The following is a 16016-nucleotide window of genomic DNA, read 5'->3' on the forward strand; positions in this document are numbered from 1 at the left end:
CACCTCTTTAAGTTTAAATCCATAATGGTTTTTTTTTGGGGGGGGGGGATAGCAAATAGTTTGCACAGGATCATCAATCCATTCTTGGGGAAAGCCATGCAAATAAGAATCATAAGCAATATTTAAAATGCTTAATAGGAGAGCAAGGCTGTTGAATCAAAGTGTAAAACTTGCTTTTGAGCTTATTTTTTACATTGAGCATAACAAGACCAACTTTATTCAAAATGTCTCATAATCTTATGCCCACCCTCTTGTAAGTAGCGATCTTTTTTTATCAATGCAAGATCAGAGCTCATCATATCTTCTATAATATCTTGAAGAGTATATTTTGGCTCCCATCCTAGCTCTCTCTTAGCTTTTTGGGGATTTCCCAACAAAAAATCCACTTCTGTTGGGCGGAAGTATTTGGAAGATACACTTACAACCTCTCGCCCAACTTCAAGCTGATATTCTGGATGAGCACAAGAAGCAATATATCCCCTCTCCTCTACCCCCTTTCCTTTAAACTCAATGCTTATGCCAATATAGCTAAATGCCATTCTCACAAATTCTCTTACCTCTGTGCTAATGCCTGTAGCAATACAAAAATCTTGAGGCTTATCTTGTTGTAAAATCAACCACATTGCCTCTACATAATCTTTTGCATGTCCCCAATCACGTTTAGCTGAAAGATTTCCTAAATAGAGCTTATCTTGAAGCCCTAAGGCAATTTTACTCACAGCCCTTATAATCTTTCGAGTTACAAATGTCTCTCCACGAATAGGGCTTTCGTGATTAAATAAAATTCCATTACAAGCAAAAAAGTTATAAGCTTCTCGATAATTGACCGTAATCCAATAAGAATATAACTTTGCGCAAGCATAAGGAGAGCGAGGATAAAAAGGGGTTTTTTCATTTTGAGGCACTTCTTGAACAAGTCCATAGAGCTCACTTGTAGAAGCTTGATAAATTTTTGTTTTCTTCCCAAGTCCTAGGATTCTTACTGCCTCTAAAATCCTAAGCGTACCAATCCCATCTGCATTTGCCACATACTCTGGTTCTTCAAAGCTTACAGCTACATGACTCATTGCTGCAAGATTGTAAATTTCATCAGGTTGAACTTCTTGAATGATGCGAATAAGGTTTGTACTATCTGTGAGATCTCCATGGTGGAGGATAAATCTAATATTGCTTTCATGAGGATCTTGGTAGAGATGATCGATGCGATCTGTATTAAATAATGAGGTTCTACGCTTAATTCCATGCACCTCATAGCCCTTATCCAATAAAAACTCTGCTAAATATGCACCATCTTGTCCTGTAATCCCTGTGATTAATGCCTTTTTCATATCCCTTCCTTTCTAAATTAAATTGAATATTAATTTTGCCATTTTTTATACCCGATGATAATCATCCTCAATTCTTATAATATCATCTTCTCCTACATACTCCCCCACTTGCACCTCTATCATCACAAGCTCTATGGATCCTGGATTTTCTAAACGATGAGGAGTCCCCATAGGAATGTAAGTGGATTGATTCTTTGATAAAAAAATCTCCTCTTCTCCAACTCTTATACGTGCAGAACCGCTCACAATAATCCAATGCTCATTGCGATGGAAGTGTTTTTGAAGACTGAGTCTTTCTGAAGGAAGCACGATAATCTTTTTAATCTTGTAATTTCCACTCTCTTCAAGCACTTCATAGCTTCCCCAAGGACGATAAGTAAGGGGGTGAGTAAGAGTTGAAGGATGAGAGAAACTTTTAAGAGTATTAACAATTTCTTTAACCTCTTGGGTTCTACCATTTTTTGCTATAAGCAGGGCATCTTTTGTGTCAATGATTGTAAAATCTTGCACACCAATGGTTGCAATGGGTTTTTGAGCAATAATAAAATTATCTGCACTATCTTTACCATAATGCTCACTTGTCGCAATATTTCCATTGCTATCTGCACTAAATTCCTCTTTAAGACTATCAAAACTTCCTACATCATTCCAATCAAATTCCCCTTGCACCATTGCAATTTTTTGAGTTTTTTCCATCAGCGCATAATCAATGCTGATTTTTTCTATTTTTTGCATATGTTCTAGCCAAAGATAATTATATTCTTTGTGTGCACTCTTAAATACTGCCTTCACTTCATCAAGAATCTGAGGGCAATATCTTTGACACTCCTCTAAGAGGATTTGAGCCTTAAAACAAAACATTCCACTATTCCAAAAATACTCTTTGCTCTTAAAATACTCTTGTGCCTTTAAAGTATTGGGTTTCTCATAAAACCCCTTAACCTCTTCTTGAACACAGCGGATATATCCATATCCACTGTGAGGACAAGTAGGCATGATCCCAAAAGTTACAATCTTTTCCTCTTGCGCTAAAGCAATGGCCTTTTGCACACTCAGACTAAAGAGAGCAATATTATTAATAATATGATCACTAGGAAGAATAAAAACAATTTCATCTGGCTTTACGCTCAAGGCTGAGAGTATCACTGTTGCTGCAGTATCTCTTGGAGTATCCTCAAGCAAATAATTACTAATAGGGATCTGCAAATCTTTGGCTTCTTGCTGAATAAGAAAATAATGCTCCTTATTTGCAATCACGCCAATCTCTCCATAAAGCCCCAATCTTTGCAAAACCTCTTGTGAGCGCTTAAGAGTTTTTTGAAAAAGCGTTTGATGAGAAAATAAAGGAACAAATTGTTTAGGCAATGAATCACGTGAAAGAGGCCAAAGCCTAGTCCCTGATCCTCCACACATAATAAAGATTTTCATCATTCCTCCAAAGTTTTATCTCTTAGAAAAAATGTATTAAAAGTTTTTGCAAACACTTCATACCCCCTCTCACTCAAAAAACACCCAAGCTCTGATTGAAAGAACTCATTTATCCCCCCCCCCCCCCGTGGATTCTACAAGTAAAATTTTTGGACGATATTTAGCCCAATCATTGCTCCTTAAGACTTCAAAATCCAATCCCTCAACATCAATACTCATAAAATCTATACCCTGCCCTTGAGGCAGATACTCATCTAGAATACTCTTTAAAGATCTGATTTGAATTTGTATTTTTTTCATTAGAGTGTATTCTCTCTTATTGAGAATATCTTCCACACGACTTTGATCAAAAGTGTTTAATGCTGGTTCATTAAAAATATAATAAGTTAACTCTTCCTTATCTTTTCCAACAGGAATTTCTAAATTCATATCTCTTGGGCGATACTTTGCAAAAATTTTCATAGAGTTAGGCATCGCATCAAGATTAATCCCTCTCCACCCCCTTTTATAAAATAAATAAGTATTTGAAAATCTAAAAGGGTGATGAGCACCCACATCAACATAAAACCCTCTTTTTTGATTTTCCAAAATTCTTTGCAAGATCAAGTCTTCCCCTTCTTGTGAATAGCTTTTGATTGCATAGAGTTTGAAAATATTTTTTATGAATGTATAAAACCTTCTAACAAAGGGTAATTTTTTAAGTAAAGATCGCATAAATTCTCCTTGTTTGAAAGCTTTGTTTTAAGATAAAATTCTCTTAAAATTCTATCCTAAAAGATTGAAAAATGGCAAAAACTATCGCAATTATTGGTCTTGGCTATGTAGGATTGCCTTTGGCAATTGAATTTGGCAAAAAGTATCCTACACTTGGATTTGATATTAATACCACTCGCATACAAGAACTTAATGCGCAATATGATAAAACCTATCAAGTCGATACTGCGAGTTTTCACTCCTCTAAATTCCTTAGTTTTCACGATGATATCAAGGCACTCAAAAGTGCACAAATCTACATCATCACCGTTCCAACACCTCTTGATGAATACAAAAATCCTGATATTTCCTATCTGCTTAATGCCTCTAAGATGATTGCCCCCTTACTTAAGCCTCAAGATATTGTCATTTATGAATCCACCACATATCCCACCTGCACACTTAAAGATTGTGTGCCACTCCTTGAGCAATACTCTCTGCTTAAATTTAATCAAGACTTTTTTGTAGGCTATTCTCCAGAGCGTATTAACCCTGGAGATAACACACATAAACTTCCTGAAATTAAAAAAATTACAAGTGGAAGTACACCTAAAATTGCTCAAGAAATTGATGCACTCTATGCCTCTATTATCACAGCTGGCACTTACCTAGCCCCTAGCATAGAAGTAGCAGAAATGTCAAAAGTGATTGAAAATGCTCAAAGAGATCTTAATATTGCCTTTGTCAATGAAATTGCTTTAATTTGCGACAAGCTGGGAATACAGACCCAAGAAGTGCTTAAGGCTGCAAGCACAAAATGGAATTTTCTGCCCTTTAAGCCTGGTCTTGTGGGAGGACATTGTATCAGTATTGACCCCTATTATCTCACACACAAAGCCCACAAATTAGGTTATCATCCTCGTGTGATCTCTGCTGGAAGATTGGTTAATGATGCAATGCCAAACTTTATCGCTCAAAAGCTCATTAAACTTCTCATTGCCAAAGATATTAAAATCTTAGGATCTAAAATTCTTATCCTTGGTGTAACTTTCAAGGAAAATTGCAATGATATTCGCAACTCAAAAATTTTTGAGGTGATTGATGAGCTTATAGAGTATGGGTGTGAAACCACCCTGCTTGATCCCTTAGCAATCCCCCAAGAAGTAGCAAAGCTTACTTCCGCTCCACTTTACTCTAATCTTTCTCAAGTGCATCAAAAATTTGATGGAGTGCTTGCAAGTGTAGCCCATAAAGAGTTTATAAACCTTGATCTCTCTTTACACACTCACGTTCATAGTGTCATTTATGATCTTAAGGGTGTATTAGAATCTGCACACGCAAGACTATAATATGCTCTTTAACTCTTACATCTTTATTTTTGCTTTTTTACCTTTTATGCTTATAGGCTTTTACACTTTAAAGAAATTGGAGTATTTTAGAGCCTCTAAGCTTTTCTTAGTGCTTGGTAGTCTTTTTTTCTATGGATATTGGAAACTCTCTTATTTACCCATCTTATTACTTTCTATGGGAATAAATTATGCTCTAGCTTATAAAATCAACCATTCTTATGGGGGGGGGGGCAAAGAGAACCTTAATCGTTGGAATTATTTTTAATCTCTTATTGTTAGGAGGGTTTAAATACACTGATTTTATTTTGAGCAATCTTAACTCTCTAGGAACATCCTTTCCTCTTCCTCATATTCTTCTGCCTCTTGCACTCTCTTTTATTACATTTCAACAAATTGCTTTTTTAATTGATACTTATAAATCAGAAAAAAATAAACCTATTGATTGGCTAGATTACTCCTTATTTATTACATTTTTTCCTCAACTTATTGCTGGTCCAATTGTGCATCATAAAGAGATGATGCCTCAATTTGCTTCTTTGCTTAAAAAAGGAAAGGAACTTATAGATTGGGAGAGATTTGCTAGAGGATTATTTATCTTTAGCATTGGATTATTCAAAAAGGTCGTCATTGCTGATGGATTTAGTGTATGGGCAGACAATGGATTTGCTTATGTGCAAAAAGGAGGAGTTTTAAATTTCTTTGAATCTTGGGCAACCTCTCTCTCTTATACACTTCAACTCTACTTTGATTTTAGTGGATATTGTGATATGGCCATAGGCATTGCTTTGTTTTTTGGAATTACTTTGCCCCTTAATTTTAATTCTCCTTATAAGGCTGGCAATATTAAAGAGTTTTGGAAAAGATGGCATATGACATTAGGAAGATTTCTCACTCAATATCTCTATATTCCTCTAGGGGGAAATCGGAGGGGATTATTCAGAGAATTAAGCAATATCTTTATTGTTTTTACCCTAAGTGGAATATGGCATGGGGCTGGATGGGGATTTATCATTTGGGGAATTTTACATGCAATAGCAATGGTGCTTCACAGAATTTACTCTTTTATCCTTAAGAAAGTATTTGGGATAGAAGAAATAAGAAGTAAGATTTATACAGCAATATGCTGGATCATTACTTTTAATTTTATCAACCTCTCTTGGGTGTTTTTTAGAAGCGAGAATGTCAGTGGAGCAATGAATTTACTTAAAGGAATGGCGGGGGGGGGAGGGGTAATGTTGCCAGAAAAATTACAGAGTTTGTATATTAAACATTTTTTGCTTTCAGGCAATCAATTCTTTGTGGGGGTTACTCATCTCATAAATTTTTCATTATTTATTACATTATCTATTGCAATGATTAAGTTTCAAAACAATAAACATAGTATTCATTCTTTATTTTATTCATATTTTATGGGTTGTATTTTTATGCTTAGCTTATGTTTTTTATCAAAAATACAGATTTTTATATATTTTAATTTTTAGGATTTGATTTGAAGTATTTTGTATCTTTTTTTATTGGTGCTATTAGTATTATAGTCATTCTATTTTTCACAAGCTTAGTCCTCGACCCCTATGGTTTAAAAAGTACTAAAAATAAAAGAATGGAGAATTTAACTTCTGAAGAAAGCTTCTTGTATCCATTAAAAATTCATTCTAATGCATACTATCTTATAGGCACCTCAAGGACGCTTGCCTTCAATATAGAACAAATAGAAAAAAATTTAAACAAGAAAACATACAGCCTTGGTATTAGTGGATCCAATATAGAGCAATGGCTCTTTCTGATTAAAAAAATAAAAGAAAAAAAATCAAGTATTATTTTAGGTATTGATCTTTTTTCTTTCAATCAAACACAAATTCAAGAAAATATGAAGACCCAAGATCTTCTAGATCAAACTTTTAGTGACTTTAATTTATTTAAAAAATATTTTTACTTTTTGAATGCTAATTTTATTCAAACAAGCTTCAACACAATTCTAAGAGATCTCTTTCTTTCAAAAACACATCTTTTCAATACACAGAATTCAAACAATATTCAAACAACATTTAAAATTCGTACTGCACCTTATCAAAATTTTCAATTAGCAAAATCTTATTTTGCAGAACTTATAAAGTATTTAGATTCCAAAGATATTGTCATTGTTTTTCCAGAATACTGGAAGTACTATCTGTACTATTCCCAGCAACAAACTCTTAACCATCTATCTCTTTTGGAGGAATATATTCAAATTATAAAAACTCTTGCAACACAAACAAAGGCACAAATATGGATTTTTGGAGGGATAAATCCAATAACAATGCAAGAAAAAAACTTTGATTATGATTATTGGCATTTTAAGCCAAAGGTTGCAGAACTTATTATTGATAAGATTTTTAATCAAATTCCGATGATGATAGATTTTGGATTCAGAATCGACTCAGAGAATGCTGAAAAGCAAATGCAAAGATGGAAAGAGGCTATTCTTAAATATCAAGAGTAAATAGGAGTAAGTTTTCAAAAAGTGACTCAACTTGTTTTTAACATACTATTAATAAAGTTTTTCAAAGACCTATGCTTTCAACTCTTATATCTTTATTTTTGCTTTTTTACCTTTTATGCTTATAGGCTTTTACACTTTAGAGCTTGCAATACTTGAGCAATATGATAAAACTATAACATTCTTAAACTGCATTAATGCATGCACTCCGCCAAATAAAAAACAGCGATTATACCTGCATCTGAAATAAAGTGCGCAATTAAAAAAAGGGGGGGGGCTCTTCCCATTAAATTATAGATTTTACACCCTAAAATAAAATTCTCAATATTTTAGTTATGGTCAAAATATACTCTCTTGGAGTGGTAAATTTTTATCATATCCCACCCTCCAAACCTTACCTAAAAATCCCTTATCAAAAATTCCCACAGGCTTTAACTAATATTTAATTGCCCATATCAAAAAGAAAGAGGTAATTAAAAAAGCAAAACATAGATGGGAAAGAAAGCTTAAGAAATTTAATGGAGTTAATCCCAATTCAATCGATGAATATGGATCACTTATATATCATGAGGGCAGTTTTCTTAATAGTAATATAAAATATGACTATATCCATGATGATTTTTGTATATCCTCTTATTTTTTAGAGCAATATCAAAAACTCTTAAAGTTTTGCAATGAGAATGATATTAAGATTATTTTCACATATCCGCCTATGATTAAAGATAAGGATTACAAACTCAATCAATTCAAATTTTTAGAAAATATGGCAAATTTTAAAGCAAATCTTTTAAAGTATAAAATCCCTATTCAAGGTATTCCTCAAAACTTTCAATTTGAAATCAAAGACTTTTATGATTCTCCTCATCATCTCAATACACAAGGTGCAAAAAAATACACAAAAGAGCTCATTAAAATCCTAAATCAATCTTAAGTTATAATTCATAAAAATCTAAAATTAGGAAAATTAATATGAATAAGCATATTAAAAAAATCTCAAACTATGCGATGATTGGAGGGTTTAGTGCACTTGCACTTGTTGCTTTAAGTGGATGTGATACCCAAAAGCCAAAGTCAGAGGAAAATGTTTCTCAAACCTTGCAAGACAGCAAGAAAAAGGGGGCTTTTGTCATCTTGGAAGAACAAAAAGATGGGACATATAAAGTCCTTGAAGAGTATCCCAGTGAGCAAACAAGAGTGATTGTAAGGGATAAAAATGGGCAAGAAAGAATCCTCTCTCAAGAAGAGATTGATGCGCTCATTAAAGCTGAAGAAACAAAAATCAATAATGGCACAAGTGAGCTAACAAACGCTTCTGGTGGTGGGCTTGGATTAGGTGGAGCACTTTTGGCAAGTGCAGCGGGTGCGATCTTGGGAAGTTATATTGGAAACAAACTTTTCAATAACCCCACCTATCAGCAAAATCAAATGCGAAACTACAAATCCCCCCAAGCCTATGAACGAAGTAAAAACAGCTTCTCTAATCCCTCTTCAAATCTTAGATCCACTCCTTCTAATAATGGAAAAAGTGGATTTTTTGGAAAAACTACCAATTCACAAACACCATCTTATGGAGGTTAAAAATGCATATCATACAAACAAAGCCCCTAGAGGCTCAAACACTTGAAAATCTTGGATGTTCATGGCATACCGATCCTGATGAAAGTGCTTATATCAGTAACGAGATTATAGAAATCACACAGCAAGAAGCTGATGCATTCTATGAGGCAGGAAATGAGCTTTATGATATGTATGTAGAGGCAGCAGAATATGTGATAGAAAAAGATTTATTCTTTGAGCTAGACATCCCCCCAAGCCTGATTGAGCCCATTAAGCAAAGCTTTGAGCAGGAGGTGCATTGGCATATTTATGGAAGATTTGACTTCGCAGGTGGGCTTGATGGAACTCCAATCAAACTTCTTGAATTTAATGCTGATACCCCTACAATGCTCTATGAGAGTGCGATTATTCAATGGGCAGTGCTTAAGGCCAATGGAATGAATGAGGATTTACAATTTAACAATATCTTTGAAGCTATCGGTGAAAATTTTCAAAGAATGATCACTTTGGGTGAGGATATTTCAGGATTTTCTGAAGTTTATGAGGGGTGGAAGATCCTTTTTTCTAGTATTAGGGGCAGTAATGAGGAAGAGAGGACAACAAGATTTCTCCAAGAGATTGCAACCTCTTATGGATTTGAAACTGATTTTTGCTATGTCGATGAAGCGATTTTAAGTGGAAATGAGGGTTTATTTTATAATGATAGAAACTTTGAGTTTTGGTTTAAACTTGTGCCTTGGGAAGATATTGCCATAGAAGAGCCTGAAATGGGTGAATTGATGAAAGAAATGATGAATAATAAAAATACAATCTTCCTCAATCCTGCCTATACCCTACTTTTTCAAAGCAAGCGAATGCTCAAAATTCTCTGGGATCTCTTCCCCAATCATCCCCTGCTTCTAGAAAGCTCTTATCAACCCTTATCAGGAAAAAAACAGGTAAGAAAAAGAGCTTTTGGACGAGAGGGGGCAAATGTGGAAATTCTCTCCCCTACTCTTGAGATTCTAGAGAGCAAAGATGGGATTTATCACAACCATAAAGAACTCTACCAAGAATACTACCCTCTTAATTCTCATAATGGAAGCTTCTATCAGCCTAATGTCTTTTTTGCTTATGAGAGTTGTGGTCTAGGATTTCGTAAGGGTGGAGGAATTATTGATAATTATTCAAAATTTGTCAGTCATAAAATAAGAGAATGAAATGAATACACAATCATCTCATAAGTCCAAAGAAAGAAATGGTAGGGAGGGGGGGGGGTAAGCACCCCTTCTTCTCACTGATTGTCCTCTCTTATAATAAAGAGACTTTCATAGAAAAGTGTTTGCAAAGCTGTATCAACCAGACTTTTAAAAATATTGAAATCATTATTGTTGATGACTATAGCTCTGATAAGACTATTTCTATTTTAGAAAAATACCAAACAATCAAGTATCTTTCAATCATAAAAAACACCGCCAATTATGGAGCATTTGCCTCAAGAGTAATTGGAGAACAACAAGCAAAAGGGGAATATATTATCCATATTGATGGTGATGATTTTATAAGAACCACAATGTGTGAGAGACTTTATGAACATTGTAAAACAAAGCAGAAAGATATTATTGCTTGTGGATGGATTAATTATTAGATTTGATGGAAAAGAGAGAAAATGCTACAGCCCACTTGGCGAATATCCTGCCAAAGCTTTGGCTACAAAAATAGGTTTAGCCACATTTGTCTTCAAAAAAGGAGTAATCAAGAAAGCAAACCATCTATTCTCACAACTATTTCCCCAAAGTCTCCCCCACCTCAACAATATTGAAGACGCTCTAAAGCCCTTTGCTATCACTCTACTCTCAGAGACATATTTGGGCATTGAGGATTGCCTCTATTTTGTCCAAAATAATCCCCAATCCATGACGGCTAATTGTAATAATCCTCATAAGAATAAAAAAATGGTGCAAGATATTTATCTAGTTTCTCACTCTATGCTAAGAATATTAGAGTCTGCAGATCTCTCAGAAAAAGAGAAAAAACAAATCAAGAAAAAAATAAAAGTTCTCATTGCCACAAATATTTGTGCCTACTCATACATTTACTATCACTCTAAAGCCTATTCCAATCAATCCTTTGCATATCCTATAAACTTCCTAAAATCACTCTATTACACAAGATCTCTGAAAATTTTTTCCAAAACTCTTATAAGAGTTTTTGTATATTCCCTCACATTGGGATTAGTTAGACTATAATCTTTCAAAAACAAAAATACACAAGGATAAATTAATGTTATCATTCCCACAAGAGCAAAGGGGGGGGGGGGGCACCTTTCTTTTCAATCATTCTCCCAACATATAATCGCAAATCATGTATTGCAAGAATGGTAGATTCTGTTCTGCAACAAAGTTTTAAAAATTTTGAACTAATTATTATAGATGATGGGAGTACTGATGGTACTTTTGAGATGCTTAAGGAAAAATACAAAGATAAGCGTGTTAGACTTTTAAGGCAAGAAAATGGTGGGGTTTCTAGTGCAAGAAATCTAGGTATCTCTTTGGCTAAGGGAGAGTATGTTACTTTTGTAGATAGTGATGATTATTTATTGAATGGATTTTTTTGGGACGCTTATTATACTCTACAACGACCACAACCCTACAAACCCGATCTTCTTGTCTATCCAAATATAGTCTTAACCTCAGAAAAAATAATCTATGCTGATTTTTTTCTAACAAACTCCTCTTTAGAATATACCTCTACCCTACTCTATAAACAAGAAGATTTTTTAAAAGCTTTTTGTCTTATGTTTGGGAATCCACAAGCATGTGCAAAATTTTTTAAAAGAAAAATAATTAATCATTTCAGGAAACACATCTCTTATGGCGAAGACCTTGCTTTTGTAATCAGTTTTTTATTGAAATCATCTTATATTCAGGTGAAAAATCAACAATATTATGTATATGTTGTTTTAAACAGTGGGTTATCGCGAGGTGAATTAAGTATAAATAAAAAAATCGATGGATTACTTTTGGGCTTTCTTTCTTTAAAATGTAGTTTCAATCAAACAAAAAGGCTTATTGCCTACAATTATATTAAACACCTCCGTTTTTATATTCTAAAAATTGATCGTAAAACTATCAAAAAAGAACAAGTCCTAACAATCAAAACAATATGTGAATTAGCACGAAGAGTTGCACCAAGCACAGTAGATTATCTAGAAATTTTTCTGCTTGAAAAAAGCCTTGAATCTGTAATAATCAGATATCTTCTTGCATATATCTACAAAAAATATCCAAAAGCACATAAGCTTCAATCGGTATTTAGAAAAATCAGAAATTTTTTATGAACTATGTTTGCCACAAATTTCAATTTTTCGATCACATCTTTGCACTGTACTTAATCTGTGTGCAATGATAAGCAAGGTCTTATCCTTACTGAGTTCATAAATCTCATCCATAATCTGAGCTTCCGTTTCATTGTCAAGAGCACTTGTAGCCTCATCAAGCACTAAAATCTCAGGATTATCATAAATTGCTCGAGCAATCCCAATTCTCTGTCTTTGCCCCCCACTAAGCTTAATTCCACCATCTCCTACTTTGGTGTATATACCCTCATTCTCCTGTAAAAAGTCATAAATTTTTGCAATTTTACAAGCCTTAATAATTCTTTGCTCATCATATTCTGAGCCAAAAGCAATATTTTGTGCTACATTCCCATCAAAGAGATAAATTTGTTGAGGAATATAGCCAATTTTTTTTCTCCAAGATTTAATATTCTCTTGAGTGAGAGGAATACTATCAATAAGAATCTTTCCCTCACTCGGTTGATAAAATCCTGTAATGATATCTACAAGAGTGCTTTTTCCTGCTCCACTTGGTCCTACAAAAGCAATTTTTTCTCCTTTTGCGATCTTTAAATTCAAATTCTTAATAATGGGTTGATGAGCAATATAGGAAAAAGAAACATTCTGTAAAACAATTTCTTTATCAAAATTGATTTCTTCATTCCCTTCTGCTTGAGGAATATCTTTAAGCTCTTCATAAACAATTTCTAAAGATTTAGAATAAACCTTCATCGAGTTGTAATAAATTAAAATCTTATTCACTGAAGGCAAAACCTTATAAAGTGCCAAAGCATACATTGACATAATAGGCAACACAGCACTTGCATCTTCATACCGATACAAAATGTAAGCGACACAGGCAATTAAAATTACAAACCCAAAAGATTCTAAGAGGTTTTTGGGTAATTCTAATAAAGTTTGAGTTGTCATCTCTATTCTTGCTCGATTGTATCCCTTATCTAAAAAATCTTCCTCAAGCCTAGATTGAGCATCTTTAATTTTGATAATCTTAAAGTTTCCAAAACTATTAGAAAGAAGTCCTAGAAATCCACCTTCAATTTTTACCTTCTCCTCACCCTTTCTCTTAATAATCTTTGAAATCGTTTGTGTGATCAAAAAAACTTTAAATGAAAGAATACAGGTGAGCACTAAGGTCATTTTCCAACTGACAATCAAAAGAATGGAATAAAGAAAAGTGATGGTAAAAATTTCAGAATAAAGAAGAAGAAAATTACGTATATAATGAGAGGCACTCATAGCATCTGTAATAATTCCTCTTCTTAGAATGTCTGAGTTTTTATTCACAAAATTCAAAAGATTTGATCTTAAAATCTTTTGAAATAGCTTAAAAGCAAGATCATGATATTTACGATATGCAAAAAGATTAATTAAATAGTTGTAAAAAGTGTTATAAACAAGTCTAAAAAGATAAAAAATAATTAATCCTGCACTAAAAGCAAACATAAAGGTCTGTGTGCTAGAAAATCCAAAAAACTTATAAATCATAGAGCCATATTGATTTTCTAAAAGCAAAGAAGGGTTGGAAGCAAAAGTAATAAAGGGCATAATAATCCCTATTCCAAAGGTTTCAATCAGAGAACTTAAAATTGTCATCACAAACAACATAATTAAAGAAATCTTATCTTTCTTAGTTGTCAAAAATCTTAATTTAGAAAAATCGCCCTGTTGTTTCATCATCTTATCTTTTGCTTTGTTTTGGATCATTATATCTTAGTTATTAAAGTAAAGTCACTCCTACCCATTTCCAAAAAGAATCTACCCCTCAAAGAAAAAAACTTATCACATCTCCAAATACATTCGTTCTATTTGGCCTTCTTTTTCATTCTACGCTTAATAAAGGCAACAATAGGATGCAAAAACAAAAGCCTTGCATAAAGTCCATACACAAGGTACAAACAAGCACAAAGAGGCAGGGCATATAATAAGTTTCTTCCTGCTAGGAAAAACTCTAACTTTTCAAAAATATTAGTGCTTTTACAGGAGGCCTGATTATACATTAATTCAATCTGGTCTTTTGACGGTGCATCAAGAAAAAAATAACAAAAATAAAATTTTCTCATATGACGCAAATAGTTATATGCAAAATAAGATTGATACTCTTTATGCTGACCTAAACAACGATAACCCTCAAGAAGATTCTTAACTTTCTGCACTGAAGTAAGCATACCTCGACTTAAACTCTCTGTATTATTATCATAGACATAGAACTTCTTTGGACTTGTTACAATCTTGCAAGCAACAAGATAGGCTTGAAGGTCAAAAAGCATATCCTCTCCATAAGCAATGTTCTCATTGCAAGAGATATGATTATTTTTGATTAAATCTTTGTTAAAAATCTTCGCACATGCCATTGAGTTTCCTCCTAATAAGCAAAAATCTTTTACAAAATCTTGGCCACAACTCACAATCACTTCACTTTCTCCATATTTTTGATCAAACCAAAATAAGGGAATTTCATGTTGAGTATTTTTTCTTAAAATATATCCACCATAAACTAGAATATCACAGAGATGTTGGCTTATGTTTTCAAAAATATCCTCAAAAAAATTATCCAATAAATAATCATCACTATCAACAAAAGTAAGATATTTTCCTTGAGCCAAAGTGATCCCTAGATTTCTCGCACTTGAAACACCACCATTGTGTTTTCTTATAATAGATATCCGTTTGTCATTATATGCTTGATTAAGCATCTCTAAAGTGTTATCTGTACTTCCATCATCAATAATAATGAGTTCAAAATCTGTAAAACTCTGTTTTAAGATAGAATCAATCATCCTTGTAATGCAAGCTTTGCGATTATATGTTGGAAGAATAACTGAGAGAAATGGCGAATCTTGCATTACCTCAGCCTCTGTATTAAAATAAGAATTTTTTTAATATATCTAGCTACTTGGTGATATTTTTTTCTTAAATATGATAATTTACATAAACCTAATTTTTTTTCTAATTGTTTTACCCTTCTTAAATACTCTTTTTCATTTTCATATCCCAATGCACACTCATAAAGAAAATAATAAGGGGGTGAAAATTTGCACAATAAATGATTGGTTTTATAAAATAAATAGATAGCCTCAAAAATATCTAGAAGATCATAACTTCTAAAGCTCTTGTATTTTTGCATAATGCTATTTTTTCTCTGACGATAATAATAGGGCTTCCCACAATAAAGAGCAAATTGCTTACAAAATGGAAAAATCATATATAAAAATCCCTCATCTTCATAAATCCTTCCTTCCAAAAATCTAACTTTAGACCTTTTGATCAAAGACATAGAAAATAAACATCTCCAAACTGCCCCGCCAATGGCAATATTATGAGAATTTGGAATTAAAACTTTGGGGGCTTTGCTTGCCTTACTGCAAGTAGAATATTCTCCAAAATAAACAATTTGCTCATTGCAAACAATCTCTACATCAAGATCTTGAGCAATCCTCACCATCTCTTCAATAAAGCTTAAATCAATATAATCATCACTATCAATAAAATAAATATAACTCCCCCTAGCTCTTTGCAAACCAAGATTTCTTGCTCTAGAAAGTCCTCCATTTTCTGTGGTGACTAGCTCCACTCTGCAATCACTTAAATACTCTCTAGCAATTTGTTCACTCTCATCAGTGCTTCCATCATTGATTAAAATAATTTGTAGATTTTTATAGCTTTGGTGAATGACTGAATCTAAGCACTCCTTTAAAAATGGAGCTACATTATAGATTGGAACAATTACACTAATTAATGAAGTTTGACCCATCTTAAGTTCCTAGCGCAAAACTCTCTGGAGTCTCTCTGCCCTATTGCTGAAGCAATTCTTGAAGAAAGATAAAAAATTAAAAAGATAAAACGGGGGG

Annotated in this window: 15 protein-coding genes; 9 read left to right on the forward strand and 6 right to left on the reverse strand. The window is 33.3% G+C overall.

Going from position 1 to position 16016, the window contains the following annotated elements:
* Positions 1-215: 215 nt before the first annotated feature.
* The 3 genes from gmd to CQA62_RS06030 all read right to left on the reverse strand — a co-directional run bounded on the left by gmd (position 216) and on the right by CQA62_RS06030 (position 3470).
* The gene (gene gmd, locus CQA62_RS06020; protein ID WP_104724790.1) at positions 216-1328 is read right to left on the reverse strand and encodes a GDP-mannose 4,6-dehydratase; all 1113 of its coding nucleotides are present in this window, start codon (positions 1326-1328) and stop codon (positions 216-218) included.
* Positions 1329-1373: 45 nt separating this feature from the next.
* Complete coding sequence (locus CQA62_RS06025; protein ID WP_104724791.1) at positions 1374-2756, reverse strand: mannose-1-phosphate guanylyltransferase/mannose-6-phosphate isomerase; 1383 nt, start codon at positions 2754-2756, stop codon at positions 1374-1376.
* Positions 2757-2861: 105 nt separating this feature from the next.
* The gene (locus CQA62_RS06030; RefSeq protein ID WP_249033693.1) at positions 2862-3470 is read right to left on the reverse strand and encodes an FkbM family methyltransferase; all 609 of its coding nucleotides are present in this window, start codon (positions 3468-3470) and stop codon (positions 2862-2864) included.
* 71 nt (positions 3471-3541) lie between these two features.
* Here CQA62_RS06030 and CQA62_RS06035 point away from each other — a divergent pair, with 71 nt between their 5' ends.
* From CQA62_RS06035 to CQA62_RS06075, 9 genes are all read left to right on the forward strand, one after another.
* Positions 3542-4798 carry a nucleotide sugar dehydrogenase gene (locus CQA62_RS06035; RefSeq protein WP_104724792.1) on the forward strand — a complete coding sequence of 419 codons (1257 nt, stop codon included), beginning with the start codon at positions 3542-3544 and terminating at the stop codon, positions 4796-4798.
* A gap of 218 nt (positions 4799-5016) precedes the next feature.
* Positions 5017-6279 (forward strand): MBOAT family O-acyltransferase, encoded by a 1263-nt coding sequence (locus CQA62_RS06040; protein WP_346217456.1) that lies wholly within the window; start codon positions 5017-5019, stop codon positions 6277-6279.
* Between the two features lie 8 nt (positions 6280-6287).
* A complete protein-coding gene (locus CQA62_RS06045; protein WP_104724794.1) occupies positions 6288-7277 on the forward strand; it encodes a hypothetical protein in 990 nt (329 codons plus the stop codon).
* A gap of 760 nt (positions 7278-8037) precedes the next feature.
* Positions 8038-8205, forward strand: coding sequence for a hypothetical protein (locus CQA62_RS06890; RefSeq protein WP_158653697.1), 168 nt, complete (start codon positions 8038-8040; stop codon positions 8203-8205).
* A gap of 38 nt (positions 8206-8243) precedes the next feature.
* On the forward strand, positions 8244-8852 hold the full coding sequence (locus tag CQA62_RS06055; protein WP_104724796.1) for a UPF0323 family lipoprotein: 609 nt from the start codon (positions 8244-8246) through the stop codon (positions 8850-8852).
* Positions 8853-8854: 2 nt separating this feature from the next.
* Positions 8855-10030 carry a glutathionylspermidine synthase family protein gene (locus CQA62_RS06060; RefSeq protein WP_104724797.1) on the forward strand — a complete coding sequence of 392 codons (1176 nt, stop codon included), beginning with the start codon at positions 8855-8857 and terminating at the stop codon, positions 10028-10030.
* 38 nt (positions 10031-10068) lie between these two features.
* Positions 10069-10458: a glycosyltransferase family 2 protein gene (locus CQA62_RS06065; RefSeq protein WP_115585136.1), complete on the forward strand. Its 390-nt coding sequence runs from the start codon at positions 10069-10071 to the stop codon at positions 10456-10458.
* The gene (locus tag CQA62_RS06070; RefSeq protein ID WP_126498344.1) at positions 10400-11059 is read left to right on the forward strand and encodes a hypothetical protein; all 660 of its coding nucleotides are present in this window, start codon (positions 10400-10402) and stop codon (positions 11057-11059) included. The genes CQA62_RS06065 and CQA62_RS06070 overlap by 59 nt, the downstream gene beginning before the upstream one ends.
* Positions 11060-11148: 89 nt before the next feature.
* Entirely contained in the window at positions 11149-12150 is a 1002-nt protein-coding gene (locus CQA62_RS06075) for a glycosyltransferase family 2 protein (protein WP_282956591.1), read from the forward strand.
* Here CQA62_RS06075 and CQA62_RS06080 read toward each other — a convergent pair.
* The 3 genes from CQA62_RS06080 to CQA62_RS06090 all read right to left on the reverse strand — a co-directional run bounded on the left by CQA62_RS06080 (position 12145) and on the right by CQA62_RS06090 (position 15919).
* On the reverse strand, positions 12145-13842 hold the full coding sequence (locus CQA62_RS06080; RefSeq protein ID WP_104724805.1) for an ABC transporter ATP-binding protein: 1698 nt from the start codon (positions 13840-13842) through the stop codon (positions 12145-12147). The genes CQA62_RS06075 and CQA62_RS06080 overlap by 6 nt on opposite strands.
* 128 nt (positions 13843-13970) lie before the next feature.
* Positions 13971-15011: a glycosyltransferase family 2 protein gene (locus CQA62_RS06085; protein ID WP_115585138.1), complete on the reverse strand. Its 1041-nt coding sequence runs from the start codon at positions 15009-15011 to the stop codon at positions 13971-13973.
* A complete protein-coding gene (locus tag CQA62_RS06090; RefSeq protein ID WP_104724803.1) occupies positions 15011-15919 on the reverse strand; it encodes a glycosyltransferase family 2 protein in 909 nt (302 codons plus the stop codon). The genes CQA62_RS06085 and CQA62_RS06090 overlap by 1 nt, the downstream gene beginning before the upstream one ends.
* Between the last annotated feature and the right edge of the window lie 97 nt (positions 15920-16016).

The sequence above is a fragment of the Helicobacter cholecystus genome (assembly GCF_003364215.1).
In the GTDB taxonomy this organism is placed as follows: domain Bacteria; phylum Campylobacterota; class Campylobacteria; order Campylobacterales; family Helicobacteraceae; genus Helicobacter_G; species Helicobacter_G cholecystus.